At 74.3% G+C, this 25,840-nt stretch carries 20 protein-coding genes; 12 read left to right on the top strand and 8 right to left on the bottom strand.

Annotated elements, in window-relative coordinates; genetic code table 11:
* Positions 1–12: 12 nt before the first annotated feature.
* Complete coding sequence (locus tag IXW69_RS12020; protein WP_194785516.1) at positions 13–1,299, top strand: DUF58 domain-containing protein; 1,287 nt, start codon at positions 13–15, stop codon at positions 1,297–1,299.
* The gene (locus IXW69_RS06330) at positions 1,296–3,716 is read left to right on the top strand and encodes a transglutaminase family protein (RefSeq protein WP_194785515.1); all 2,421 of its coding nucleotides are present in this window, start codon (positions 1,296–1,298) and stop codon (positions 3,714–3,716) included. The genes IXW69_RS12020 and IXW69_RS06330 overlap by 4 nt, the downstream gene beginning before the upstream one ends.
* Positions 3,717–3,834: 118 nt before the next feature.
* Here IXW69_RS06330 and IXW69_RS06325 read toward each other — a convergent pair whose 3' ends face one another.
* From IXW69_RS06325 to IXW69_RS06305, 5 genes are all read right to left on the bottom strand, one after another.
* Positions 3,835–4,701: an alpha/beta hydrolase gene (locus IXW69_RS06325; protein ID WP_194785514.1), complete on the bottom strand. Its 867-nt coding sequence runs from the start codon at positions 4,699–4,701 to the stop codon at positions 3,835–3,837.
* Positions 4,694–7,189, bottom strand: coding sequence for a bifunctional lysylphosphatidylglycerol flippase/synthetase MprF (locus IXW69_RS06320; protein WP_194785513.1), 2,496 nt, complete (start codon positions 7,187–7,189; stop codon positions 4,694–4,696). The genes IXW69_RS06325 and IXW69_RS06320 overlap by 8 nt, the downstream gene beginning before the upstream one ends.
* 91 nt (positions 7,190–7,280) lie before the next feature.
* Positions 7,281–8,459 (bottom strand): alpha/beta hydrolase, encoded by a 1,179-nt coding sequence (locus IXW69_RS06315; protein WP_194785512.1) that lies wholly within the window; start codon positions 8,457–8,459, stop codon positions 7,281–7,283.
* Position 8,460: 1 nt separating this feature from the next.
* Positions 8,461–9,669 carry a homoserine O-acetyltransferase MetX gene (metX, locus tag IXW69_RS06310; RefSeq protein WP_194785511.1) on the bottom strand — a complete coding sequence of 403 codons (1,209 nt, stop codon included), beginning with the start codon at positions 9,667–9,669 and terminating at the stop codon, positions 8,461–8,463.
* Between the two features lie 29 nt (positions 9,670–9,698).
* Complete coding sequence (locus IXW69_RS06305) at positions 9,699–11,051, bottom strand: O-acetylhomoserine aminocarboxypropyltransferase/cysteine synthase family protein (RefSeq protein WP_194785510.1); 1,353 nt, start codon at positions 11,049–11,051, stop codon at positions 9,699–9,701.
* A gap of 516 nt (positions 11,052–11,567) precedes the next feature.
* On the opposite strand from IXW69_RS06305, the gene IXW69_RS06300 reads away from it, so the two are divergent.
* Complete coding sequence (locus IXW69_RS06300) at positions 11,568–13,256, top strand: C40 family peptidase (protein ID WP_323745207.1); 1,689 nt, start codon at positions 11,568–11,570, stop codon at positions 13,254–13,256.
* A 231-nt stretch (positions 13,257–13,487) separates the two neighbouring features.
* Here IXW69_RS06300 and IXW69_RS06295 read toward each other — a convergent pair whose 3' ends face one another.
* A complete protein-coding gene (locus IXW69_RS06295) occupies positions 13,488–13,988 on the bottom strand; it encodes an inorganic diphosphatase (protein WP_194785509.1) in 501 nt (166 codons plus the stop codon).
* A gap of 265 nt (positions 13,989–14,253) precedes the next feature.
* Between IXW69_RS06295 and dacB the strand changes: the two genes are divergently transcribed.
* The 5 genes from dacB to folE all read left to right on the top strand — a co-directional run bounded on the left by dacB (position 14,254) and on the right by folE (position 20,379).
* Complete coding sequence (dacB, locus tag IXW69_RS06290) at positions 14,254–15,651, top strand: D-alanyl-D-alanine carboxypeptidase/D-alanyl-D-alanine endopeptidase (protein WP_194785508.1); 1,398 nt, start codon at positions 14,254–14,256, stop codon at positions 15,649–15,651.
* A gap of 5 nt (positions 15,652–15,656) precedes the next feature.
* The gene (locus IXW69_RS06285; protein WP_323745206.1) at positions 15,657–16,745 is read left to right on the top strand and encodes a zinc-dependent metalloprotease; all 1,089 of its coding nucleotides are present in this window, start codon (positions 15,657–15,659) and stop codon (positions 16,743–16,745) included.
* A gap of 75 nt (positions 16,746–16,820) precedes the next feature.
* Positions 16,821–17,375, top strand: coding sequence for a hypoxanthine phosphoribosyltransferase (hpt, locus tag IXW69_RS06280; RefSeq protein ID WP_194785507.1), 555 nt, complete (start codon positions 16,821–16,823; stop codon positions 17,373–17,375).
* A 155-nt stretch (positions 17,376–17,530) separates the two neighbouring features.
* Entirely contained in the window at positions 17,531–19,729 is a 2,199-nt protein-coding gene (ftsH, locus tag IXW69_RS06275) for an ATP-dependent zinc metalloprotease FtsH (RefSeq protein WP_194785506.1), read from the top strand.
* Positions 19,726–20,379, top strand: a complete 654-nt coding sequence (gene folE, locus IXW69_RS06270; protein WP_194785505.1) for a GTP cyclohydrolase I FolE — start codon at positions 19,726–19,728, stop codon at positions 20,377–20,379. The genes ftsH and folE overlap by 4 nt, the downstream gene beginning before the upstream one ends.
* Positions 20,380–20,514: 135 nt before the next feature.
* On the opposite strand, the gene IXW69_RS06265 is transcribed toward folE, so the two are convergent.
* Positions 20,515–20,943 carry an organic hydroperoxide resistance protein gene (locus IXW69_RS06265; protein WP_194785504.1) on the bottom strand — a complete coding sequence of 143 codons (429 nt, stop codon included), beginning with the start codon at positions 20,941–20,943 and terminating at the stop codon, positions 20,515–20,517.
* Between the two features lie 99 nt (positions 20,944–21,042).
* Here IXW69_RS06265 and IXW69_RS06260 point away from each other — a divergent pair, with 99 nt between their 5' ends.
* The gene (locus IXW69_RS06260) at positions 21,043–21,486 is read left to right on the top strand and encodes a MarR family winged helix-turn-helix transcriptional regulator (RefSeq protein ID WP_323745205.1); all 444 of its coding nucleotides are present in this window, start codon (positions 21,043–21,045) and stop codon (positions 21,484–21,486) included.
* A 61-nt stretch (positions 21,487–21,547) separates the two neighbouring features.
* Here the strand turns inward: IXW69_RS06260 and IXW69_RS06255 are convergent, their stop codons facing one another.
* On the bottom strand, positions 21,548–22,618 hold the full coding sequence (locus IXW69_RS06255) for a zinc-binding dehydrogenase (protein ID WP_228524936.1): 1,071 nt from the start codon (positions 22,616–22,618) through the stop codon (positions 21,548–21,550).
* A gap of 259 nt (positions 22,619–22,877) precedes the next feature.
* Here IXW69_RS06255 and folP point away from each other — a divergent pair, with 259 nt between their 5' ends.
* From folP to IXW69_RS06240, 3 genes are read left to right on the top strand one after another with little or no spacing between them, the layout of a single operon-like run.
* Entirely contained in the window at positions 22,878–23,756 is an 879-nt protein-coding gene (folP, locus tag IXW69_RS06250) for a dihydropteroate synthase (protein ID WP_323745204.1), read from the top strand.
* A complete protein-coding gene (gene folK / locus IXW69_RS06245; protein ID WP_194785503.1) occupies positions 23,753–25,297 on the top strand; it encodes a 2-amino-4-hydroxy-6-hydroxymethyldihydropteridine diphosphokinase in 1,545 nt (514 codons plus the stop codon). The genes folP and folK overlap by 4 nt, the downstream gene beginning before the upstream one ends.
* Positions 25,297–25,806 (top strand): DUF3180 domain-containing protein, encoded by a 510-nt coding sequence (locus IXW69_RS06240; protein ID WP_194785502.1) that lies wholly within the window; start codon positions 25,297–25,299, stop codon positions 25,804–25,806. Before folK ends, IXW69_RS06240 begins: the two co-directional genes overlap by 1 nt.
* Positions 25,807–25,840 lie beyond the last annotated feature (34 nt).

Below are 25,840 nucleotides of genomic sequence, written 5' to 3'. Positions count from 1 at the left end.
CAGGACCGTGCGGTGCAGCGCGGTGGGTCCCGGGACCGGTCGCGGGGCGGGACACGGGGCGGGTCATGGGTCCTGCCGACGACGACGGGCTGGTGGCTCCTCGCCCTCGCCGTCTCGCTCGGTCTCGCGGGGCACCTCCTCGGCAGCCGCCTGGTCGGCGCGGGGCTCGTCACGGACGCCGGGATCCTCCTCGGCAGCGTCCTCGCGATCGCCCTCGTCACCGCCTGGGGTGAGGCCGCGCTCGCCTCAGCCGCCGGCGCCGTCCTCGGCCCGGAGGAGGCGCTCGCCGGGCACGGCGTCACCTGGACCCTGTCGACGCACGTCCCGTTCGGCGTGCCCCACGCGGTCACCTGGCGCACCGGCGGGACGGCGCACGTGAGCGCACCAACCGGCCGGTGCACCCCGTCCCTGGACGGCGCCGCCCGCCTCGGCCTCGACCCTCAGGAGCGGGGCGTCCTCACCGTCAGCGCCCGCCGGCTCAGCGTCACCGAGCCCCTCGGCCTGGCCCGAGGGAGCCGCGGCCTGCGCGCGAGCACCGAGACGATCGTCCTGCCCCGGCCCCTCACGGTCCCGTCCGAGGTGCTCAGCGCCGTCGTCTCCCGCGCGCGCTCCGAGGGCGCCCTCGCCGCGCCGCGATCGCGTGGGGGTACGGCCAGCGGCGACCTTCGCCCGTACCGGCCCGGCGACCCCCTCGCCACGATCCACTGGCGCCAGTCCGCCCGCACCGACTCCCTCCTCGTCACCGAGCACGAGGACGAGGCGGGTCCGCGCGCCGTCATCGCCCTCGACACCGCTCCGGCCGCGTACCGAGGTCGCTCGGACGCTCACCACCACCGGACGGGCCCGAGGACCGCCGCCCGCCCGCCTGCCGGCCGCGGAGGCTCCCAGGTGGACGAGGACCCTGGCACCCGGGGCCACGACGGACCTGCCCGGGACCGGGAGCGCGCCATCCGGCTGGCCTCCTCGCTCCTGGCCGAGCTCACCGGCTCGGGCGTGAGCGTCCAGCTCGTCGTCGACGGCGTCCCGGTCGACGACGTCACGGCCCGCAGGATCCTGGCGCTCCTCCCGCGCTCGGATGAGGACGCGGACGCGCGCTCGGGACCTACCGCCGGCCTGGCGACCGTCGGAGGCGACGGGGCCCACGGCGACGTCCGTGTCCCGGGCGGGCCGGGCGAGGTCGTGGACCTCCTCATCACCGGCGTCGGCGGCCCCTCTGCAGGCGCCGCCGAGCGCTGCGCGGCGCTCCTCGTGCGCGTGCACGACGGCGCCCTCCACCTCGATGAGGGGACGCGGCCGTGACCGCCCACGAGCCCGCCGTCACCCGGTCAGGTCGAGGCGCCCGGCCGCGTCGCCACCGCGGCCCCCGCCCCGTGGAGACGCCCCTCGACGCCGCCCCCGCACGCTGGCAACCGCTCGCCGCCGCCCTCATCGTCCTGGCGGCCTGGACCCTCGCCCTCGGTGCCCTCACCCCCGTCCTCGCCGCGGGCCCCTGGCAGGGGCACGCTCTCACGGTCGTCGCCCTCGCGCTGGTCGTCCCCGGGGCCGCCCGCACCCTCGTACCCCGCCGTCCCCTGACCGGCGTCCTGCTCGGGCTCCTCGCCGGCGTCGTCGGCACCCTCCTCATCGCCCACGGAGGCGGCGGGCTGGGACCCTGGCTCACCGACCCGGGCTCCGCGCTCCAGGACGCCGGCGGGCTCGCCCGCCGCACCGTCCCGCCCATGACCGTGACCGGCCCCTTCGAGGTGGTCGTCCTCGCCGCCTGCCTGCTCCTGGGCTGGTCCTGCGCCCTCATGTCCGCCGGCGGCGCCGACCAGGTCGGAGGCACCGCGCTCGTCCCCGGTCTGGCCCTCCTCGCGCCGCCCGTGCTCGCCGCCCGCAGTGCCCCCGGCCGCACCGTGGTGCTGCTGGCCGTCTGCGTCCTCCTCCTCATCGTGACGGGGGCGCCGCGCCGGAGCCCCTCGCGCTCCCGCCCCGCCCCCCGGAGTCGCAGCGCTCTCCTCGCCCTCCGGTCAGCAGGCGGGCGCCTCCTCGCCGTCGGCCTCGCCCTCGGACTGACCACCCTCCTCCTGCCCGTCGTCCCCGAGGCGGTCGTCGTGGCACCCGGCCAGGTCCGCGGCGGCTCGACGAGCGCCGACCCGACCCTCACCCTCGGCCACGACCTCGTCAGCGGGGACGACCGCACGGTCCTGCGCTACACCGACGAGACCGACGGCGCTCCCGCCCGCCGCTCGCTGCGGCTCACGCTCGCCGTCATCCGCGACCTCGACGGCACCACCTGGCAGCCCCTCGACACGACGGGCGGCACGAGCGCGGACTCGCTCCAGGACCCGGCGGGCGACGGAGCGCTCACGGCCGGAGGCGCGCTCGCCGCGGCCGGCGCCGACCCGACCGGCGCCGGCCTCGAGCGCCTGCGCGTCACCGACGTCGCCCTGGCCAGCGACCGGCTGCCCGGGCTCCAGTCGACGGTCCTCGTCACCGACGCCTCCGGCACCCGGACGAGGGACTGGAGCTGGGTGACCGGGACGAGCACCGCCCTCACCACCGCCGAGCCGCTCGAGCGCGGCGCGTCCTACACCGTGCTCGGCTGGACGAGCCTGGCGGGCCAGGAGCGGACGGCGCAGCGCCCGGCGGCGGCCACCCCGAGCGCCGAGGCCCTCACCCCCTACACCGCCCTCCCCTCCGACCTCCCGCCCGAGGTCTCCGCGCAGGCGCGGTCGGTCGTCGCCGCCGCGGGTGCCGGCGACCCCGCCTCCGAGGCGATCGCCCTGGCCGACTGGTTCCACGGCAACGGCTTCGCCTACGACGAGTCCGCACCCGGCTCCTTCGACGGCGCGGGCGGCTCGCCCATGGACACCGTGCGCGCCTTCCTCAGGGACCGCTCGGGCTACTGCGTCCACTACGCCGCGACCTTCACCCTCATGGCCCGCAGCCTCGGACTGCCCACCCGCATCGCCGTCGGCTACGCGACCCGCTCCGACGGCGCGGGCACGGACGTCACCGGCCGCGAGCTGCACGCCTGGCCCGAGGTCTGGCTCGCCGGACAGGGCTGGACGGCCTTCGAGCCGACCCCCGGCGGCGCCGGGGCCCGCGCCGACCAGGCCGACGCGACCGTCGCCGGGCCGACGCCCACGCCGAGCGCCACCGCCCCTGAGCCGACGGCGAGCGCGGCCGCCACCACCTCGGCGACAGCGGCGGCCGCGGCGGCGACGCCCGCAGGTGCCGACGGGGAGCGCTCGGGAGACCCGTGGCCCCTCCTGCGCGACCTGGGGAGGATCCTGCTCACCGCCCTCGTCCTGCTCCTGCCCGCCGCGGTGCGCGAGGCGGAGCGACGCGCCCGACGACGCCGGGCCCGGAGCGGGCCACGACCGGCCCGCTCCGCGTGGCGCGAGCTCCTCGCCGAGGCGCGGGACCTCGGGGTCCTCACCGGCCGGACGCCCCTGCGCGCCCAGACCCCGGAGGCGGCCGCCGAGGCGCTCGGTGCGGCGGTGCCCGGTGCGGCGGGCGCGGCGGCCCGCCTGGCCCGCTCGGTCACCGAGGAGCACTACCGCGGAGGTGGTGCGGAGAGCGACGACGTCGCTGGAAACCTCGAGGAGGCCGTCACCGCGCTGCGCTCGACCGTGACCGCCCCGCGCCGGGCTCTCGGCCGTCTCGCGCCGCGGGGCCTCGCCGTCGCGCCGCGCGAGCGGCGGCAGGCCCCGCCCTCCGCGCGCGGCTGAGCGCGCCCGCTGGACCGCCGTGGAGGAGCCCCTGGGCGACGGTGGTGAGCCGTGGGCGGCTCACCCGCCGGGAACGGAGTCGGGGCCCGTCGGTGCCGCCGGACGTGGACGGGGACGCTCAGCTCCCCAGCCTGAGCCTCCCCGCCAGCCAGTCGGCCTGGTCGGCGAGGGCCCGCGACCACACGGACCACTCGTGCCCGCCGGTGTACGTGCGGGTCGAGACCTCGATGCCCGCAGCGCCCGCGCCGTGGGCGAGCGTCGACACCGACGGCGCGTACCGGCGGTCGGATCGCCCTGCGGACAGGATCCCCGCGACGCCGTCGTAGGCACCCGGGGCGGCCGCGTCCCAGAGGCTGAGGGGGTCGTTCGCCTCGAAGGCCTCCCGGTCCCCGCCGAAACCGATCGGCACGGTCAGGACCGGTGGCTCGAGCGCGGGGCGCACCTGGGCGCTCATCGCGAGGAACGTGCGGAAGGGCGCCCGACGCCGGGCGATGACCTGGAGGGCGCAGGTGGCGCCGTTGGAGACGCCTCCGATCGCCCAGCGGGCGGGGTCCGCGCTCACGGCCGTGTGCTCGCGCAGCCACGTCGGCACGTCCCGCTCGAGGTACGTCGCGGCGGCGCCGCCCCTCGGCGTGTCCGATCCGAGCGGGTTGCGCCACGGCGACCCGAGCTGGTCGACGACGAGGACGATCGGCGCCCGCCCGCCGTAGCGGACGGCGAGCGAGTCCATCGTCGTCGCGAGGTCGCCGCGGGACACCCAGTCCTCGGGCGAGCCCGGCTGCCCGGACATGAGGACCAGGACGGGCAGCCCCTCCTCGGCTCCGAGCGGGATGGGCCGTGCCCCGGTGCCCGGGTGCGCCGGAGGCAGGTAGAGCCACGCCGGGCGCGGCGCGAGGGGAGGCAGCCCCCTCGGGGCGCTCGCCGGGACGTGGACGCGAAGGAGGCTGCTGGAGCGGGCGGGGCCCCGGCCGGTCGCCTCAGTCACGGGAGACGAGGACCTGGGCGAAGCGGGCGGCCTGGGCCGGCGTGATGTCCGGGACGTAGGCCCGCGCGATCGCCAGACCGACGGTCGGCAGGTCGACGACGTCGGGCACGGCCAGGTACATGGGGACGCTGCGGGGCTTGAACTTCCGCTTGAAGGAGTGCAGGGAGCCGAAGCCGTAGGCGGGCTCGAGCAGACCGGCCAGGAGGTCCAGGAGCGGGTCGAAGCGGGAGGCCCCGGCGTCGTCGACGCCCTCCGGCACGGGGGAGTGCGACAGCGGCGCGCCCGACAGGGACAGGAACCGCAGTCCGTCGGCCTGGGCGTCCTGGGCGGCGCGGGCGATGAGGTACTCGATGCTCGGCCGCCACCCGCCGTCCCGCTTGCGCATGACGTCGAGGGTGAGGCCGACGACCTGCCCGTCCTCGTACACCGGCATCCACGAGGTGACGGCGTGGACGGTGCCCTCCTCGTCGACGGCCAGGAGGAGGCGCGTCTCGTCGTCGTCGATCTCGGCGAGCCCGCCCAGGGTGAAGCCCATCTCCGGGAGGGCCTTCTCCCCGGCCCACGCCTGCGAGATGGCGCGGATCTGGTCGCGGCGGCCCTCGGGGGCGTCGCGCCAGGTGGTCCACACGGCCGTGATGCCCTCGCGGGAGGCGTGGTTGAGGGCGGTGCGGACGTCTTGGAAGGCCTTGCCCTTGAAGGCGAGGTCGGGCAGGTCAATGACGGCCTCCTCGGCGACCTGCAGGACGGTCCAGCCGCGGGCGCGGGCGGCACGCATGACGGGCTCGTGCACGGAGTAGAGGGCCGGGATGAGGCCGGTCTCGTGGCAGAAGCCGGTGAAGTCGTCGACGGCGGCCTCGACGTCCTCGGCGGCGCACGCGGGGTCGGACAGGGTGAGGGCGACGCCGCTACCGGTGCGGTAGGCGAAGCCCGTGCGCCCGTCCGCGGACAGCCGGGCCTCGTTACCGGGCCAGGTGAGCATCCAGCCGAGGGAGCCCGCTCCGGTGGTGCGCACGAGCTCCTTGAGGTCGGTCCGGGTGGCGCCGCCCGCCGCCGTCGGCGCGAGCACGGCGACGAGCGTCGCGCCGGCCCCGACCAGCCAGACGATCGCAGGCACGCCCTGCACGGCCACGTGCGCGAGCACGGAGCGGGCGATGAGCTGCGGCGCGAGGAAGGGCTCCGCGGAGCTCGGCAGGAGACGGGTGGCGTAGTCCCAGAAGAGGTCCCAGGCGTTGGCCTCAGGGGCGAAGCCCTCGGCGTCGGTCAGGCCCAGCACCACCGCGACGACGGCGCCGAGTGCGGCGGTCGCCGCCCACACGCCGAGCGCGCGTCGCAGGACGGCGCGGCTCGTGCGCTGCCCGAGGTCGCGCCAGCTCCAGGCGACGAGGAGCACGACGAGCAGGTTGAGGACGAGGGGGAGCGCCAGGTGGCTGGAGACGAGCCAGGGACCCGAGGTCGGGATGACGACGGCGTCGTGGTCGACCTGCCCGGTCGCGACGGACAGGACCGAGGTGATGGCGAGGAGGACCTGGAGGGCGATCGTGCCGATCGCGGCGACGCGGCGGCCGCGGCGCAGCCCCTCGGCGAGGACGAGCTGCAGGAGGACCGGCATGAGGGCGAGGAGGACGGAGCCGAAGCCTCCCAGGGGGTCCTCCCCGCCCGCCAGGCCGACGCGGACGCCGGACAGCGGCCCCGTGGCCGCGCGGGAGATGACGGCGAGGCCCATGGTGAGGGCCCAGCCCGTGACGAGGACGGCGAGGACCGAGCGGGAGGAGCGCGCCGTGCGGCCCAGGGCGGGTGAGGGCTGGGCGCTGCGCCAGGCCACGGCCCCCAGGGCCGTGCCGGCCAGGGCGGAGCCGAGGCGGGCGACCTCGCTGGCGGTGCCCGTGACGGCGGCGACGAGGGCGAGCAGCCCGAGGAGGAGGACGCGGGTGCGCCAGCGCCACGTGTGGCCCATGAGCTCGGAGGACGCGCCGGGGGAGCCGACGAGCAGGAGGGCGACACCGCTGATGGCGTGCTCGCCCATGCCCTGCCCCCAGGACGGCCAGATCGACGAGAGGACCGGGTGGAGCAGCACGACGGCGCCGACGCCGACGACGTGCCCCACGAGCGCGGCGAGCGCGAGACGGCGCGAGCCCATGAAGCGCTCGAGGAGGACGCCCCCGGTGAGAAGGAGGACGGCGCCGATGAGCGGTCCGAGGACGCCGGCCCCGGCCCAGGCCGTGAGGAGGGCCCAGGGACGGTCTGTCCCCTCGAGCGGGGCCGCCAGCACGGAGCCCCGGGCGACGGCGTGCGTCCCGCGTACGAGGAGCTCGATGACGCGGGCGACGACGAGGATGACGGCGAGGGTGAGGCTGACCGGCCCGGAGGCGCACCAGGACCACGCCGCCCGGGCCGGTCGGACAGCGGCGGCCGCGGCCCGGCGCAGTGGGCCGGGCGTAGTGTCCTCCGGCTCCTCGGGCTGGGACACGGTCGGGGCGCTTGCTGTCATCGCCTCATCCTCGCTCGCGCCGTCCCCCGTGCGGCTCCGCCTCGAGACGGATCCTGGACCTCGTGCCTCGCCCGTGAGGAGGGGAGCTGCCTCATCTGAGGACGTAGGCACCGAGCCAGCGACGCAGCGCGGAGAGCGCCTGCTCGCGCACGGGCGGCGCGGAGAGCACGACGTCGTGGACGGCGCCGTCGAAGCGGGCGACGGTGACGAGGCCGCCCATCCCGACCGCACGGCGCGCGCAGGCGTCGCCGTCGACGAGGGGGTCGGCGCGCCGGGAGTCCTCGGTGCGGGTGAGGGAGAGGTGCGTGCGCGCGGCGGACATCAGCAGCACGGGGCAGCGGACGTCGAGGCCGCGGGCGACCCGGGCCTGACCCGCCATGACGGCGAGCAGCCAGCCGGGGCGGATCGGCGAGCCCGCCAGCGGCCGCCACGGGTCGACGAGCGGGTACCCGGCCACCCAGGGGTCGTCCTTCCAGGCGGGATCGGGGACGGGCCCGTCGGCCGCCGTCCACCCGCGGGCGACGTCGAGGACCCTGCCAGGGTCCGAGGCGGGCAGCGGCAGGGGGCGGCGCGGGTCGCGGCGGCCGAGTCCGCGCAGCACGGGGGAGCCGACGACGCGGACGAGCGGCGAGCCCTGGATCTCAAGCCAGGGACCGTTGAGGACGAGGGCGTCGACGGCCCCGGGATGGCGGTCCGCCCACAGGGAGGTGATGAGGCCGCCGAGCGAGTGCCCCATGAGGACGACGGGCAGCCCCGGGTGCGCGGCTCGGACGAGGGCGAGGGCCGCGTCGATCTCCTCGTCGTAGGTGCTGAGCGAGGTCGTCCACCCGACCATCTGCCCCTCGCGCAGGGAGCGTCCGCAGCGGCGCAGGTCGAGGGCGTGGAACGCTCCGCCCGTGCGGGCGACGTCGCGGGCGAGCACGGTCTGGAAGAAGTAGTCGTTCCAGCCGTGCACGTAGAGCATGGCGAAGCGCGGTGAGCTCGGCGTCCCGGGGAGGGCCCGCGGGTCCTCGGCCGGGACGTGCCGCACGAGGGTGGCGACTGCGCCGTCGTCCTCGGCGTCGGGCCGCAGTGGGAGGGTGCGCTGCTGGAACCCTGGGCCGAGGTGGTCCGGAGACCACGCGCCGACGGGCGCCGGCTGCGGGGCGCCCGGGACGGGACCGCGCTCGCGGCGCGTGGCGGGGCGCTCCGTGCCCCCAGCGGGGAGCTTCGCGTCGCCACCCTGCTCGTCGTCGGCGCTGGTACCGGGTAGCCGGCTGGTGCCGCTCACCTCAGGCCCCCGCGAGAAAGTCGCGCAGCATGGCGTCGACCTGCTCGGTCTCGATGAGGAAGCCGTCGTGCCCGTGGAGCGAGGTGATGACCTCGCGGCGCGCGCCCGGGATGCAGCGCTCGAGCTGATCGGCCTGCGCGGGCAGGAAGAGGCGGTCGGAGTCGACGTTGGCGACGAGGGTGCGAGCCGTGATCGTGCCGAGCGCAGCCTCGGTCCCGCCCCTCTTCTGGCCCACGTCGAAGACCATCATCGAGTGGGTGACGATGAGGTAGGTGTTGGCGTCGAAGCGGGCGAGGAGCTTGCCGGCGTGGTAGTCGAGGTAGGACTCGATCTGGTAGCGCCCGCCGACGGCGGGGTCGCCGTCGCCCTGGTGGGCGCGTCCGAAGCGGGCGTCGAGCTCGGCGGCCGAGCGGTAGGTCGTGTGCGCGATGGCGCGCGCGAGCCCCAGCCCGCGAACCGGGCCGACGGAGTGGGAGTAGTAGTCGCCGTCGAAGAAGTAGGGGTCCGCGACGATGGCGAGCTCCTGGAGGTGGCACCAGGCGAGCTGGTCCGCCGTCGTCGAGGCGCCCGAGGCGAGGACGGCGAGGTTGCGCACCCGCTCGGGCCGGGAGACCGCCCACTCCAGGGCACGGTGGCCTCCCAGGGACGCCCCGAGGACGAGGTGGAAGGTCTCGATGCCGAGCGCGTCGGCGAGGCGCACCTCGGCGGCGACCTGGTCGCTGGTGGTGAGCCAGGGGAACCGCGAGCCCCAGGGGCGCCCGTCGGGGGCGGTGGAGGACGGACCGGTGGAGCCTTGGCAGCCGCCGAGCAGGTTGGCGGCGACGACGAGATAGCGATCCGTGTCGATCGCGCGGCCGGGTCCGACGAGGTCCCTCCACCAGCCGGCGGTGGGGTGGCCGGGACCGGCGTCGCCGGTGACGTGCGAGTCGCCGGTGAGGGCGTGGAGGATGAGGACGGCGTTGTCGCCGGCGGGTGAGAGGTCGCCCCAGGTCTCGAAGGCGAGGACGGTGCCGGGCAGGGTCTCACCGGACTCGAGCGGGAGGTCTCCGATCTCGAGGAAGCGACGGTGTCCCGGGTCGTCCCCGGGGCGCCAGGCGCCGGTGGGCGAGCCCGCCTGGCGGTCGACGAGCTTGGCGGAGGCGGTGCCGACGCCGGGCCACTCGGCCCAGGTCCCGTCGGTGCCGGGTTCGTTCGGGTGCTGCTCTGTCATGCTGCTGAGGACTCCGGTGCCGTCTCGTCTCAGGACAGGGAGGAGAGCGCCTGGTCGAGGTCGGCGATGATGTCGTCGACGTGCTCGATGCCGATGCTCAGGCGCACGGTGCCGGCGTTGATGCCGGCCTTGGCGAGGCCCGCCTCGTCGAGCTGGGCGTGCGTCGTCGTCGCCGGGTGGATCGCCAGCGAGCGGACGTCCCCGATGTTGGCGAGGTTGGAGAAGAGGGTGAGGTGGTCGATGAAGGCGGCACCGGCCTCGCGACCGCCCTTGAGGTCGAAGCCGAAGACGCTGCCGGCACCACGCGGTGAGTACTTCTGCTGCAGGGCGTGGTACGGCGAGCTCGGCAGGCCCGAGTACCGGACGTCCGCGACCTCGGGGCGGTCCTGGAGCCAGGTGGCCACCTTGAGCGCGTTGTCGACGTGGCGCTCCATGCGCAGGGAGAGGGTCTCGACGCCCTGCTGGATGAGGAAGGCGTTGAAGGGACTGGCGGCGAAGCCGAGGTCGCGCTGCCCCGCCGTGTGCGCCTTGAGGATGAACGCGACGTTGCCGAGCGGGCTGCCGACGCCGAGGTCCTTGGCGTAGACGAGCCCGTTGTAGGAGGGATCGGGGGTGTTGAAGTCCGGGAAGCGATCGGGCTGGGAGGCGTAGTCGAAGCGCCCGGAGTCGACGATGACGCCGCCCACTGAGGAGCCGTGCCCGCCGAGGAACTTCGTGGCCGACTCGACGACGATGTCGGCTCCCCACTCGATGGGTCGGATCAGGTAGGGGGAGGCGATGGTGTTGTCGACGACGAGCGGGATGCCGAGCTCGTGTGCCGCGGCGGCGATGGGCTCGATGTCGAGGATGTCTCCGAGCGGGTTGGGGATGGACTCCCCGTAGAAGGCGATGGTGCGCTCGTCGGCGAGCGCGGCCCAGGCCGCAGCGTCACCGGTCGTCTCGACGAAACGCACCTCGATCCCCAGCCTGGGCAGGGTCTGGGAGAGGAGGTTGACGCTGCCGCCGTACAGGGAGGGGGAGGCGACGATGTTGGAGCCCGCGCCACCGAGCGTGAGGAAGGTGAGTGCCTCGGCACCGAGCCCTGAGGCGACGAGGTGAGCGCCGACGCCGCCCTCGAGGGAGGCGATGCGGCTGGCGACGACGGCGTTGGTGGGGTTGTCGAGTCGGGAGTAGATCGGGCCGAGGGAGGCCAGGGCGAAGCGGTCGGCGGCCTCCTGCGCGTTGGGGAAAACGAAGGAGGTGGTCTGGTAGATCGGCAGGGCCCGCGCGCCGACCTCGGCGTCGGGGGTGTGTCCTGCCTGGACCTGCCTGGTCTCGAAGCGCCAGCCGGCGGGGTTGGCGGCGGTGGGGAGGGGAGTGGAGTCGATGGGGTTGGTGCTCATGTTGCGTGCGTCCTTCGTCGTTGAGGAGACGCGGGGGAGCTGCGCTCAGTGCGGCTCGTTCGTCGTGGCGGGCCTGTCGGGTGCGCCGTCCGCGTCCCAAGGGGAGGGAGCCGGGGTGGACCGGCGGACGTGCACGTGGGCCGCGTGCGGGTGTGCCCGGGCTGCGGCGGCGTGCGCGTCAGCGGGGCATTCGACGGGTGGCGCTCACGGTGCTGGTCGAGACGGTCGGCATGTCCAGGACCCTACCCGGCGGCGGAGCCGACGTCCTCCGTCCGACCGAATCATGGGCGGACTGACCTCCTCCTCGAGAATGACACCAGTGTCGTGAGACGTCTCACATCTGTGAAAACTCGGCGTGTTGCCAGGGGTTTCTGAGGTTCGCGGGATAGCCGCAACGGGTGGTGCGACTGTGAATGTTGTTGATTCTGTTTCGTGATGTGGTTCGTGTGGCTAATGTGCTTTCCAACCAGGAGGTGCGTCCGTCAAGGGGACGCGCCGTAGAACGACGGAGGACTTGTGAGCCTGCCTTCCCGTACACGACTCGACCGCGGGCCCGCGCGCACCAGCGCGCTCGTCGCGGTCGTCGTGCTCGCAGCCACCCTCACGCCGGTCGCCGCAGCGGACCCGGTGAGCCAGGACGACATCGACCAGGCCAAGGCGAACGAGGCGACGACGTCCTCGTCCATCGCCGACCTCGAGGCGCAGATCGCTCAGCTGAGCGTCGACTCGGACAACGCGCAGGTGGCCGCCGAGACCGCCAACGAGGACTACCTCAGCGCGCTCGACGACCTCGACGCCGCGACCGCGGACGCCGAGACGGCCCAGACGAACGCCGACGAGGCGGCCAAGAAGACCGAGGCCGCCCGCAGCGACCTCGGCCAGGTCGTCGTGCAGACCTACCAGGACGGCGACGGCGCCCTCAACGCCCTCACCCCCTACCTGTCGACGGACTCCTGGGGTGACGTCTCCGACGACGACGTCGCTCTCACCCGCGCCGGTGAGAACACCGACGCCGAGGTCCAGAAGGTCGAGGCCCTTCAGGCGGTCGCCGACACCATGCAGTCCATCGCCGACCAGAAGGTCACTGAGAAGCAGACCGCCGCCGACGACGCCGCGGTCGCCAAGACCGAGGCCGAGACCGCCGCGACGAACGCCGAGACGGCCGTCACGAACGCCGAGACCAAGCGATCGGGCCTCATCACCCAGCTCGCTGAGCAGCGCAACACGACCACCGCGCTCGAGACCAAGTACCAGGACCAGCTCGAGGCTGAGCGCAAGGCCCGCGAGGAGGCTGCCGCCAAGGCTGCTGCGGAGAAGGCCGCACAGACCCAGGCTGCCAAGGACGAGGTCGCCAAGGCGCAGGAGGCCGCCAAGTCCGGCAACATCGCCGAGTCCGAGGCCACCCCCTCGGCGAGCGCCGCCCCGACGGAGGAGGCCACGGCCGAGTGGACCCAGGAGCCGACGGCCGAGCCCACCCAGGAGGCCGCCGCTGCCGCCACTGCCGACACCGACGCCAGTGCGAAGGCCGAGGCCGACGCCAAGGCGAGCGCGGACGCCGAGGCCACCGCGAAGGCCCAGGCCGACGCCAAGGCAACGGCGGACGCCGAGGCCACCGCGGCCGCCGAGGCGCAGAAGAAGGCTGACGAACAGGCAGCCGCGCAGAAGGCGGCCGAGGAGCAGGCCGCTGCCGAGGCCGCCCAGAAGGCCGCTGAGGAGCAGGCCGCTGCCGAGGCCGCCCAGAAGGCCGCTGAGGAGCAGGCCGCTGCCGAGGCCGCCCAGAAGGCCGCTGAGGAGCAGGCAGCGCAGGAGGCGGCCGCGCAGGCCGCCGCCGCCTCCGCCAACAAGGCCGACACCGTCATCTCCGCCGCCAAGGACTACCTCGGGGTGCCCTACGTGTGGGCGGGCGAGTCGTACTCAGGCGTCGACTGCTCGGGCCTCATGGCGCTCGCCTACCAGCAGGCCGGGGTCTACCTCACCCACTCCTCCCGCGCGCAGTACGGGCAGGGCACCGCGATCCCGTTGTCGGAGGTCCAGCCCGGCGACCTCGTCTTCTGGTCGCACGACGGCACGCAGTCCGGCATCTACCACGTCGCCATGTACCTGGGGAACGGGCAGATCATCGAGGCCCCGAACGTGGGCATGGTCGTCCGCATCACGTCCATGTCCTACAGCGGCGGCATCATGCCCTACGCCGTGCGCCCCTGAGGCGCCTCCCCGGTCCCGTGAACGCTCCCGTTCCCGAGAACAGGGCCTGAACCGTCCACTCAGGTCCGCTGACGCCGTCCGGCCGCACCTCTTGCAGCGGCCCGGGCGGCGTCGGCGCGCCCGGAGCGGTGGGGTCCCGGCCCCCCGGGTGGGGGCGGACGTGACGGAGGGGCCGCACCGTCGCCGGTGCGGCCCCTCCTGCTCGCGCTGATGCGCGCTGCTCAGGACGCCTCAGTGCCCCTCGCGGGCGATGCGCTCCTGCTCGCGGTCGTAGGAGCGGCGGATCTCCTCCTCCGCCTCCTCGCGGCCCACCCAGTGAGCGCCCTCGACGCTCTTGCCGGGCTCGAGGTCCTTGTAGACCTCGAAGAAGTGCTGGATCTCGAGGCGGTGGAACTCGCTCACGTCCTCGATGTCGGTGCGCCAGGAGGCGCGCTGGTCCGCGGCCGGGACGCACAGGACCTTGTCGTCGCCGCCCTTCTCGTCGCGCATGCGGAACATGCCCAGGGCGCGGCAGTGGATGAGGCAGCCGGGGAAGGTCGGCTCCTCCAGGAGCACGAGCGCGTCGAGCGGGTCGCCGTCCTCGCCGAGCGTGCCGTCGATGAACCCGTAGTCGTCGGGGTAGCGGGTCGAGGTGAAGAGCATCCGGTCCAGCTTGATACGGCCGGTCTCGTGGTCGACTTCGTACTTGTTCCTGTTGCCCTTGGGGATCTCGATGGTGACGTCGAACTCCACGGGAAGTCTCCTTCTGAATGTCGTCTCCGGCCGTCTCCCGATCCGGTCGGTCTGCCTCGCCGTCGTCGTCCTGGGGCGCCGACGGGCCGCGGCGTCGCGTCGGGAGGGCTGGCCGCAATGGCACTAGTGTGGCGCACGAGGGCCCTCGCCGAGGCCGACTCGCCCCAACGGGCGGCCGGGCCGCGGAAGCCACGACGTCCGCGCGGGCGCGGCAGGACGACGCGGCCGCGGGCCTGATCCACGTTCCCCACGCCCCGGAGGTCCCGTGCGCAAGGCAACGATCGCTGGACTCACCGCCGCGACCCTCGTCGTCGCCGGCGGCTTCTACGGTCTCGCCGACGCCCTCGACGTCGCCCCCGGCCTGCTCACGACCGCGCCCGTCGGCCCGACGGCCGCCGCCTTCCCCACCGTGGAGCCCGGTGCGGGCACCGCCCCCACCGTCGCCGGCCTCGACGCCGACGCCGCCACTCCCTCCACGTCGGCCCTGGCCTCCTACGCCGACGCCCTCGCCTCCGACGACCTCATCAAGGGAGCCACGACCGGCGTCTCGATCATCGACGTCGCCACCGGTGACGAGCTCCTCGACCACGACGCCGGCAAGGCGCTCACCCCGGCCTCCTCCAACAAGGTCCTCACCGCCTGGACCGCGCTCCAGGTCCTCGGAGCGGACCACCGCCTCACGACCTCCGCCGTCCTCGACGGAAGCACCCTCACCCTCGTCGGCGGCGGCGACGTCCTCCTCTCCTCCGACAAGGGCGACGCCTCGGCCACCGCCGGGCACGCCGGGCTGGGCGACCTCGCCCGCGCGGCGGCCAAGAGGCTCAAGGCCCAGGGCGTCACCAAGGTCTCCGTCCGACTCGACGACACCATGTTCTCCGGCCCCACCTGGAACGACGGCTGGGAGTCCGGCAACGAGGCCTGGGTGGCTCCCGTCCAGCCGATCATGATCGACGTCAGCGCCGTCAAGGAGGGCTCCGGCTACCCAGCCGACCCCGCCATGGAGGCCGCCCAGGCCTTCGTCACGCACCTCAAGGAGGCCGGGATCACCGTCCACGGCGACCTCTCCCGAGCCGCCGCCCCCGACGGAGCCACGGAGCTCGCCTCCGTCCGGTCCGCGCCGCTCGAGGACGTCCTCGCCGTCTCCCTCAAGGCCTCGGACAACACGATGACCGAGGTGGAGGGGCGCGTCACCGCCGTCGCCGCCGGGAACGAGGGCAGCTTCGAGGGTGCAACCGCCACGGTCGCGGCGCGGCTCAAGAAGGACGGCTTCGACACCTCCGGCCTCGTCCTCAAGGACTCCTCCGGCCTGGCCAAGGCCGACAAGGTCCCCGCACGGCTCCTCGCCCAGGTCATCGCCCGCGCCGCCGGCTCCGACGGAGGCACCGCGGGCCGCACCCTCATCGGCGACCTCCCGGTCGGAGCCCTCGACGGCACCCTGGACGACCGCTTCAACGGCGCCGCCGGCGCCGGGACCGTGCGCGCCAAGACCGGGTCCCTCGATCAGGTCTCTTCCCTCACGGGCACCGTCGTCACGAAGGACGGCCGCCTCCTCGCCTTCTCCGTCATCCTTGACGGCTTCGAGTCCGGCGGCCTCGGCAGCGCCCGCGTCGCCATGGACCAGGACCTCATCGGGCCCCTCGCCGACTGCGGCTGCCGGGGCTGAGCGCCGTGGTCGCTCCCGCCTCCCCGATCGACTGGGAACGTGCGCTTCACCTGGCGCGTGCCGCCACGCCCCCGGGTCCCCGCGCAACGGCTCCCGAGCGGGCCGCCCTCGTCGTGCTCCTTCACGACGCCGCCGTCGACGCCCCGGCTCGCGTCGGCGGCCTCACGGGGCTCGAGCGGGAGGCGCGGGCCGTGGCGCGCTCGCTCGACGTCCGCGTCGTCGACCGCGACGCCGCCCGCCGGGCCGCCGTCGACTCCGTCCGACGCCTCGTACCCGCCGCTGCGCACGCGCCCGGGGAGCGGACCGGCGGCTCAGCCGACGCGGGCCGTGCCGACGCGCCGGGGCGCGGACGCAGCGCGGTGAGCATGGCGCTGGGCGCCGGACGCGCCCTCGGCCACCGCGCCGGCGGCACCGTCGGGACCCGTCTCGCAGCCACCGAGGTGGCCGCCGCGCTGGGCACCGTCTCGACCCGCCTCCTCGGCGAGGTCCTCCCCGCGGTCCCGGATCCCGCGGGGGCACCGGACGGCGACGGCGAGGAGGCCGCCTCCGCCTCACGGATCCTCATCGTCGCCCCCAACGTCCTGGCCCTGGCCCGCCGTCAGGACCTCGACCTCGCGGACCTCGCGCGCTGGGTGGCTCTCCACGAGACGGTCCACGCCGTCCAGCTCGCCGCCGCGCCGTGGCTGGCGGCCCACCTCGTCCGCGCCACCGCTGAGGTCGTTCGCGCCGTCACGGCGCGGGACGTCGCCGCCGCGCGCGAGCGCGCCGCCGGGCTGTCCGCGCACCTCGCCCTCCTCGAGGGGCACGCCGAGGCCTCCCTCGACGGCGTGGGGCCGGAGGAGATCGGCAGCGTCCACCGCCTGCGCGCCGTCGTCGGCCCGGCACGGTCGGGCGCGCTCGGAGACGTCCTCGCCCGCCTCACCAGTGTCCGTGCCAAGGGCGCCCAGCACGCCGACGGCGCGGACTTCGTCCGAGCCGTCCTCGCCGGCACGGGCCCCGCGGGCCTCGCAGCGGCCTGGGTGGCGCCGGAGAACCTCCCCCGGCCCGACGAGCTCGAGGATCCCGCGGCGTGGGAGGCAAGGGTCCTGCGCTGACGGCGGCCGCGGTTACCGCGCCCGCGCGGCCCATGACAGAATCCCGACATCACCGGACCCGCAGAAAGGCAGGACATGGACGCCGCTGACATGGGGGAGGACCTCGCGCAGGTCCTCATCACCGAGAAGGAGATCGGCCAGCGCCTCGACGAGATGGCCGCCCAGATCGACGCCGACTACGAGGGCAAGGACATCCTCCTCGTGGGCGTGCTCAAGGGCGCCGTCTACGTCATGGCGGACCTCTCCCGCAGGCTGCACCGCTCCGCCCCCATGGACTGGATGGCCGTGTCCTCCTACGGCTCGGGCACCAAGTCCTCCGGCGTCGTGCGCATCCTCAAGGACCTCGACGCGGACCTCACGGGCCGCCACGTCCTCATCGTCGAGGACATCATCGACTCCGGCCTCACGCTGTCCTGGCTCGTCGGCAACCTCTCCAGCCGCGGCGCCGCCGGCGTCGAGATCGCTACCCTCCTGCGCAAGCCCGAGGCCGCCAAGGTCGAGGTCGACGTCAAGTACGTCGGCTTCGACATCCCCACCGAGTTCGTCGTCGGCTACGGCCTCGACTACGCCGAGCGCTACCGCAACCTGCCCTTCATCGGCACCCTGCGGCCCGAGGTCTACGGGGGCTGACCCGGGAGCGGCCGACCGTCGGGCTCCCTGCGCGGCGCCGGTGACCCTTCCGTGACGCCGCCACGCCCCTCGCGAACCGTGACGCCCCTCGCGGCGCGCCGCAGCGTCTTTCGGCTAGCGTTTGGCAGTCAGACGCGCGAAGGGATCCACCGCTGATGAGCAACAACACGCACCCCGGCAGCAGCCGCCACTCCCGGGGACCCGGGCGCCGGGACGGCGGCCGGGACAGGAAGCGCGGCGCTCTGCGCAACCCACTGGTGTGGATCGCGCCCTTCGTCCTGCTCACCCTGCTCGCATGGGCGCTCCTGTCCAGCGCCTCCGGCTACCGCAGCATCGACACCTCCGACGGCATCGACCTGCTCAAGAACCAGGCGAAGACCATCGAGTCGGTCACCGTCATCGACGGCAACCAGCGCGTCGAGCTGGACCTGTCCTCCTCCTACGAGCAGCAGCCCAAGAAGAAGGGCGAGTCCGCCCAGAACCTCGGCAAGAAGGTCCAGTTCACCTACACGCAGGCGCAGGCAGACCAGGTCAACGAGCTCGTCCAGGCCGCCAACCCCTCGCAGGGCTACGACTCCGTCGTCCCGACGACGAGCTGGTGGTCCTCCATGCTCCAGCTCTTCCTCCCGATGCTCCTCTTCATCGCCTTCTTCTGGTGGATGATGGGCCGCGTCTCCGGCGGACGCGGCGGCGCCATGGGCTTCGGCAAGTCCAAGGCGAAGGTCGCGGACAAGGAGATGCCCGAGGTCACCTTCGACGACGTCGCCGGTGAGGACGAGGCCGTCGAGGAGCTCGAGGAGATCCGCGAGTTCCTCTCCGAGCCGGAGAAGTTCCAGGCCGTCGGCGCCAAGATCCCCAAGGGCGTCCTCCTCTACGGCCCGCCCGGAACCGGTAAGACCCTTCTCGCCAAGGCCGTCGCCGGCGAGGCCGGCGTCCCCTTCTTCTCCATGTCCGGCTCGGAGTTCGTCGAGATGTTCGTCGGCGTCGGCGCCTCCCGCGTCCGCGACCTCTTCGAGCAGGCCAAGGAGAACGCCCCGGCCATCATCTTCGTCGACGAGATCGACGCCGTCGGACGCCACCGCGGCTCCGGCATGGGCGGCGGCCACGACGAGCGCGAGCAGACCCTCAACCAGCTCCTCGTCGAGATGGACGGCTTCGACGCCTCCACCAACGTCATCCTCATCGCGGCCACGAACCGCCCCGACGTCCTCGACCCCGCGCTCCTGCGCCCGGGCCGCTTCGACCGCCAGGTCAGCGTCGAGGCCCCCGACATGAACGGCCGCGAGGCCATCCTCCGCGTCCACGCCAAGGGCAAGCCGATGACCCGCGACGTCGACCTCAAGCAGGTCGCCAAGCGCACCCCCGGCTTCACCGGCGCGGACCTTGCCAACGTCCTCAACGAGGCCGCCCTCCTCACGGCCCGCTCGAACGCGCAGCTCATCGACAACCGCGCCCTCGACGAGGCCATCGACCGCGTCATCGCCGGCCCGCAGAAGCGCACCCGCGTCATGAACGACCACGAGAAGGCCGTCACCGCCTACCACGAGGCCGGCCACGCCCTGTGCGCCGCCGCCGGCGCGTACTCCGACCCGGTGACCAAGGTGACGATCCTGCCGCGCGGCAAGGCGCTGGGCTACACGATGGTCATGCCCGCGGACGACAAGTACTCCACGACCCGCAACGAGCTCCTCGATCAGCTCGTCTACGCCATGGGCGGCCGGGCCGCCGAGGAGCTCGTCTTCCGCGACCCCACCACCGGCGCCTCGAACGACATCGAGAAGGCCACCGGCACCGCCCGCAAGATGGTGACCGACTTCGGCATGACCCGCTCCGTGGGCGCCGTCAAGCTCGGCACCACCGAGAACGAGACGGTGCTGGGCCTGTCCGCCACGAACCGCGACTTCTCCGAGGCCGTCGCCGCGAGCGTCGACGCCGAGGTCCGTGAGCTCATGGACGCCGCGCACCGCGAGGCCTGGGAGATCCTCACCCGCAACCGCGCCGTCCTCGAGGACCTCGCCACGCAGCTCCTCGAGAAGGAGACCCTGCTGGAGAAGGACCTCGAGCGGATCTTCGCCCCCGTCATCAAGCAGCCGGCCCGCCCGCTCTGGCGCAGCGACGACGCCCTCGTCATGGACGAGGCCATCGCGGCCGGGGAGTACTTCTCCGGGTCCAAGGCCCTCGGCCGTCACGACGCCGGGCGCGCCTCGCAGGGCGACGACGAGCAGGCCGAGGTCCCCGGATCCGTCGAGGCTCCCGCCCCGCTCGATCCCGAGACACCGATCCAGCCCGGTCTGCCGAACCCGCCCTCCCAGCAGGACGGCTCGGACCTGGGCACCTCCGGTCCCCGCGCATGAGCGCGGAGACGGAGCACGGCACGGGCGAGGACGCCGACCGGCCCGCCCCGGCCGGGGCCGTGGCCTCGCCGGCCGGCCGGCCCTACGACGCCGAGGGCGTGCGCCGCGCCGTCCGGGACCTCCTCGTCGCCATCGGCGAGGACCCGGACCGCGACGGGCTGGCCGAGACGCCCGACCGCGTGGCCCGCGCCTACGCGGAGATCTTCGCCGGCCTCGCGGAGGACCCGGGCGCGCACGTCGAGAAGGTCTTCGACGTCGGCCACGAGGAGATGGTCCTCGTGCGGGACATCCCCATGTACTCGGTGTGCGAGCACCACCTCCTGCCCTTCCACGGCGTCGCCCACGTCGCCTACATCCCCGGCGAGGGCGGGCGCGTCACGGGCCTGTCCAAGGTCGCGCGCCTCGTCGAGGGCTACGCGCGCCGCCCCCAGGTCCAGGAGCGACTCACCTCCCAGGTCGCCGATGCCATGGTCGAGCGCCTGGGCGTGCGCGGCGTCCTCGTCGTCGTCGAGGCCGAGCACCTGTGCATGTCGATGCGCGGCATCCGCAAGCCCGGCTCGAACACCGTGACCTCCGCGGTCCGCGGCCAGATGCGCAACGCGGCCACACGCTCCGAGGCCATGAGCCTCATCCTGGGGCGGCGTCACTGACCCTGATCGAGGCGTGCCTGAGCACGCGGCAAGGGGCCGGCGCCCGGTGGTGCCGGCCCCTTGCCGCGTCGTGGCCGCCCGCCTGACCCGCTCGTCCCGTGAGCGGGGTGAGCGGTGTGCGCGGGATGGCGGTGCTCAGTCCTCGACGACGGAGACGTCGACGCGGATGTTCCCACGCGTCGCGTTGGAGTAAGGGCAGACCTGGTGGGCCTTGTCGGCCAGGGCCTGCGCCTCGTCGTGAGGGAGGGCGGGGACGACGACCTCGAGGGCGACGGCGAGGCCGAAGCCCTCGCCCGCCTTGCCGATCGAGACACGGGTGCCCACGGAGGAGTCGCCGAGGTCCTTGCCCGCGGAGCGGGCGACCATCTGGAGGGCTGAGTGGAAGCACGCGGCGTAACCGGCGGCGAAGAGCTCCTCGGGGTTCGCTCCCTCGCCGCTGCCTCCCATCTCGCTCGGGATCGCGAGGTCCATGTCGACGCGGCCGTCGGCGGTGCGGACGTGACCGTCGCGGCCGGCGCCCGTCGCGATCGCCTCGGTGGTGTAGAGGGGGGTGATGTCCTGCATGCGTTCTCCTTCGGTGTCCGGCGGGCGGTGCGCCCGTGCTCGCGGCACCGCCCGACGTTGAAGAGGGTAGTCCACAAGTAAGTTGTGCACAATATAGAGGTGGGCTCCCGTTCCGTGCACCACTCCCAGCTCGACCTCGACCGCCAGCTGTGCTTCTCCCTGTACCGGGCCAGCCGCGCGGTGACGCGCGCCTACCGGCCCGTTCTCACTGAGCTCGGCCTCACCTACCCGCAGTACCTCGTCATGCTCGTCCTGTGGGAGACCGAGGGGCCCCTCGGCGTCGGAGAGGTCGGGGAGCGTCTGGGCCTGGACAGTGGCACGCTCACCCCGCTGCTGCGCCGGATGGAGCAGGCGGGGCTCCTCACCCGCAGCCGTGGGGAGGATGAGCGCCGCCGACTCATCGCCCTCACCGCGCAGGGGCGCTCCCTCGAGGACCGCGCGGCGCGCGTGCCCGAGCGCATGGCCGCTCTCTACCCGGCCGACACCGAGCAGGCCCGGGAGGTCAAGGCCTACCTCGACGACCTCGCGGACCGCCTCACCTGACGGCCGGACGCCTCGGGCCGTCCGGGCACGACGCGACCGCCGTGCCCGGACGGCTCCCAGGTCAGGCCCAGGGGTCCACGAGGATGCGGATCGGGTTGCCGACCTTCTTCTCGAGGTGCTCGATGCCCGTGCGGATGTCGCGCAGCGGCACGACCTCACTCACCGACTCGGTGAGGTCGAGACGGCCGTACCGCAGCATCTCGGTAAGCATGGCGATGTCCTGCGTCTTGTAGCCGAGGTGGCCCAGGACCCGCTTGTTCTTGAGGTTGAACTCGACGAACGTCCCGAGGTTCATCTCCTGGGCGCTGATGCCGATCGTGACGACGCAGCCGTGGTTGTCCAGGGAGGCGACGGCCTGCTTGAGCGTGGAGGGGATGCCGACGGCGTCGAAGGCGACGTCGATCATGCGCCCGCCGGTGGCGGCGGCGACCGAGTCGATGAGGTTCGGGTCGTCGGCGCGGAAGACGTGGTCGGCCCCCAGGCGCTCGGCGCGCTCGAGGCAGTCCTCATTGAGGTCGACGCCGATGATCGGCACGGCGCCCGCGAGCTTCGACAGCTGGACGACGTGCGTGCCCACGCCTCCCAGGCCCCACACGCCCACCGCGTTGCCGGGGTGCACCTTGCCGGTGCGCACGACGGCGCCGAAGGGCGTGGAGACGGCGTCTGCGAGGAGGGCGGCCTGCTTGAGGTCCACCTCGTCGGGCACGCGCGTCATGCCCATGACGTTGGCGACCGTGTACTGCGCCCAGCCGCCGTCGTAGGCGAAGGCCATGAGGCGCAGGTTGAGGCACGCGGTGAAGTCGCCGCGCTGGCAGCGCCTGCACTTGAGGCAGGGGCGTCCCGCCGACGGGATGACCCGGTCGCCGACCTCCCAGCCGGTGACTCCCGGACCCACGGCGTCGATCGTGCCGGACGCCTCGTGGCCCTGGGTGACGACGGGCACGTTGTCCGGGAAGGCGCCGTGGATGAGGGAGAGGTCCGAGTGGCAGATCCCGCAGTACGCCACCTTGATGCGCACCTGGCCCGGACCGGGCTCCGGGATCGGCACCTCCTCGACCTCGACGCGCCGTCCGTCGGCGTGGAAGCGCTCAGCGAGCATCATCCTTGGAGCAGGGGGCTGGGTTCCGGTCATGTGATCACGTCCTTGTCATCAGCTGTCATCGGCTGTTGTCAGCGGTCGTCGGGCACGCCGCCGGCCACCGTGGTGCGGGCTCTCCGTCGCGGCCGTGCCGGCCCCCCGACCACCCCATCGTAGGAACGACGCCGCGAGTACGGGCCCGTATCGAGGGTTGCGTTCCGGCGTCGGACGAGGGAGCCGCGTTCACGCTCCGCGAGGGCGAGCTCGGCCTCGAGCGCGTTACAGAACGGTGCCGCCCCGATACCCTGGGGCGGTGAACTCGGCCGACGCCCTCGTCCCGGCACCTCTGCCCGCGCCCCTCTCCGAGCCCTCCGCGGCCGGACGGACCCTCGTCATGGGCATCGTCAACGTCACCCCCGATTCCTTCTCCGACGGCGGCCGATGGGCCACCGCTGACCTCGCGGCCGCCCACGGACGCCAGCTCATGGCCCAGGGCGCGGACCTCGTCGACGTCGGTGGGGAGTCCACCCGGCCCGGCGCCAAGCGCGTCCAGAGCGAGGAGGAGCGCGAGCGCGTCGTCCCCGTCATCCGTGCCCTGGCCGCCGAGGGGGTCCCCGTCTCCGTCGACACGATCCACGCCGAGACGGCCCGCGCCGCCGTCGAGGCCGGCGCGGTCATCATCAACGACGTCTCCGGGGGCCTCGCGGACCCGGGCATGCACCCCCTCGTCGCCGAGCTCGGCGTCGTCTACGTCTGCCAGCACTGGCGCGGGAACCCCGAGACCATGAACGGCCTCACCGACTACGCTGACGACGTCGTCGGGGGCGTCGAGGCCGAGCTGCGCGAGCGCCTCGCGAGCCTGAGGGCCGCCGGGGTGCGCGACGAGCAGGTCGTCACCGACCCCGGTCTCGGCTTCGCAAAGACACACCCGCAGTCCTGGGAGCTCCTTGCCGCCACCGCGCGCCTGCGCGAGGACCTCGGCCTGCCGGTGCTCATCGGCTCGTCCCGCAAGCGCTTCCTGGCCGGTGCCGTCACCCCCGAGGTGGCCGCCGAGCCCCTGGCCCGTGACGACGCCACGGCCGCCACGACCGCCCTCGCCGCCCTCGCGGGCGCCTGGGCCGTGAGAGTCCACGAGGTCCCGGCCAACCGGGACGCCGTCCGCACCGCCTCCCTCTGGAAGGAACCACGATGACCCACCTGAGCCACTCCAGCAGCGACAGGATCCGGCTCACCGGCCTGTCCGCACGCGGGCACCACGGCGTCCTTCCCTCCGAGCGCCAGGAGGGGCAGCTCTTCAGCGTCGACCTCGTCCTCGACCTCGGGCAGCGCGGGACGGCCGTCGCCGCCCAGACCGACTCGCTCGACGACGCCGTCGACTACTCCGCCGTGGCGAGCCAGGTCATCGAGGTCATCGAGGGGGAGCCCGTCAACCTCATCGAGACCCTCGCCGAGCGCGTCGCCGACGTCGCCCTGGCCCACCACCGGGTGCGCTCCGTGCGCGTCACGGTCCACAAGCCGCAGGCGCCCCTCACGGTCGCCTTCGACGACGTCGCCGTCTCGATCCTGCGGACCGCGGACGTCGAGTGGGAGGACGACGACGCGAGCGCCGCTGCTCCTGCCGCCGCCCCGGAGCCCGCACCGGTACCGCCGGCGCCCCTGCCGAGCGCCGAGGACGAGGCCCTCGCGGCCGCCGGCGACGAGTCGGCCCCGAGCGAGCCCGAGCCCGAGGCCGACCCTCAGGACGCCGAGCTCGCCGCCGCGGCCCTCGTGGCCGCACCCGTCGCCGCGCCCACCGGAGGCGCGGCCGCCGCGGCGGCCGCCTTCGCCGCCGCCAACGTCGCTGCCGAGGGGTCCGCCCGCAGCACCGAGACCGATGGCCCCGAGGACGCCGAGCCCGAGCCCGTCGTCGTGGAGGAGACCGCCACCGGCGAGGCGTCGAGCGGGGCGAATCCTCAGGACGCCGAGCTCGGCGCCGCGACGCTCGCCGCCGCGCCCGCCGCGGCCCCCACCGCGGGCGCCGCCACGGCGGCGGCCGCCTTCGCCGCCGCCAACGTCGCTCCAGAGGACGAGCCCGCTCCGGCCGAGGCCGGGACGAGCCCTCTCGACCAGCGTCCCGAGGGACGCCCCGCCGAGGTCGTCATCGCCCTCGGCGGCAACGTCGGGGGCGTCGTCCCCGCGCTGCGCCAGGCCGTCGCCACGCTGCGTGAGACCGAGGGCGTCGAGGTCACCGCCGTCGCCCCGCTCGCACGCACCCAGGCCGTCACCGAGGCCGCCTCCGGCCCGCAGCCGGACTTCCTCAACACCGTCGTCCTCGCTCGCACGACCCTCGCACCGCGCGAGGTCCTCGACCTGTGCCACCGGCTCGAGGACGCCGCCGGCCGTGTCCGCACCGAGCACTGGGGGCCGCGCACCCTGGACGCCGACCTCGTCGACTACGAGGGCGTCACGAGCGACGACCCCGAGCTCACGCTCCCGCACCCGCGGGCCACCGAGCGGGCCTTCGTCCTCGTCCCGTGGTCCCAGGCCGACCCCTTCGCCGAGCTCGGAGGCGAGGTCGTCGCCACGCTCGCTGACGAGGCCCCCGACCGCGACGGCGTGCGCTGGCTCGCCCTCGACTGGATCGACTCCGACCACCTGCCCGCGCTGCCCACCGGCCAGTACGTCGCCCCGCCCGCACCCTCCGCTCACGCGGCTCCCGCCCCGGCCGACGGCGTCGAGGGCCAGGGGATCTGATGCGCCGCACGCGCTGGACGACCGTCCTCGCGTGCGCCCTCGCGACCGGCGTCCTCAGCTGGGTCGTGAGCGACCTGCTCCTGCGCCGCCAGGGCTGGGTACCCGAGGTCGCGCCGTGGGGCGGCGTCGTCGCCCTCGTCATCTCGGTCATCGTCCTCGTCGCGGGCCTCGCCGTGCGTCGCCTGCGCGCCCACGAGCCCACCTGGATGACGCCGACCGGCGCCGCCACGACGGCGAGCGCCGCGCAGGCCTCCGCCGTCGTCGGGTCCCTCGTCGGTGGTGCCTACGCCGGGCAGCTCGTCCTCGTCCTCGCCAACCCAGCCTCGCCCGCCCTCACCCGCCTCGGCTGGACCGCTGCCGGCTGCCTCCTCGCGTGCGCCGTGTGGATCGCGGTGGGCCTGGCCGTCGAGCACTGGTGCGCCATCGACACGTCCGACGACGATGAGGACGGCACGAAGGGGCACGGCGGCGCCGGTGGCTCGGTTCCTCCTGGCGGCGCACCCGCCTGAGGACGCGTCTCGTCCTCCCGGGGGAGGGAGGGGC

Origin of the sequence: Actinomyces haliotis, from assembly GCF_015355765.1 — a bacterium.
Classification (GTDB): Bacteria; Actinomycetota; Actinomycetes; order Actinomycetales; family Actinomycetaceae; genus Actinomyces; species Actinomyces haliotis.
Note: the sequence above shows the minus strand (reverse complement) of the source record. Positions and strands in the feature narration are given on the sequence as shown.

Bases quoted from the DNA above. Each gene is read 5' to 3' on its own strand.
- IXW69_RS06255 (WP_228524936.1), bottom strand. From the start codon at position 22,618: ATGACCGGAACCCAGCCCCCTGCTCCAAGGATGATGCTCGCTGAGCGC.
- IXW69_RS06320 (WP_194785513.1), bottom strand. From the start codon at position 7,189: ATGACAGCAAGCGCCCCGACCGTGTCCCAGCCCGAGGAGCCGGAGGAC.
- folK (WP_194785503.1), top strand. From the start codon at position 23,753: ATGACCCACCTGAGCCACTCCAGCAGCGACAGGATCCGGCTCACCGGC.
- folE (WP_194785505.1), top strand. From the start codon at position 19,726: ATGAGCGCGGAGACGGAGCACGGCACGGGCGAGGACGCCGACCGGCCC.
- IXW69_RS06305 (WP_194785510.1), bottom strand. From the start codon at position 11,051: ATGAGCACCAACCCCATCGACTCCACTCCCCTCCCCACCGCCGCCAAC.
- IXW69_RS06265 (WP_194785504.1), bottom strand. From the start codon at position 20,943: ATGCAGGACATCACCCCCCTCTACACCACCGAGGCGATCGCGACGGGC.
- ftsH (WP_194785506.1), top strand. From the start codon at position 17,531: ATGAGCAACAACACGCACCCCGGCAGCAGCCGCCACTCCCGGGGACCC.
- IXW69_RS06240 (WP_194785502.1), top strand. From the start codon at position 25,297: ATGCGCCGCACGCGCTGGACGACCGTCCTCGCGTGCGCCCTCGCGACC.
- hpt (WP_194785507.1), top strand. From the start codon at position 16,821: ATGGACGCCGCTGACATGGGGGAGGACCTCGCGCAGGTCCTCATCACC.
- metX (WP_194785511.1), bottom strand. From the start codon at position 9,669: ATGACAGAGCAGCACCCGAACGAACCCGGCACCGACGGGACCTGGGCC.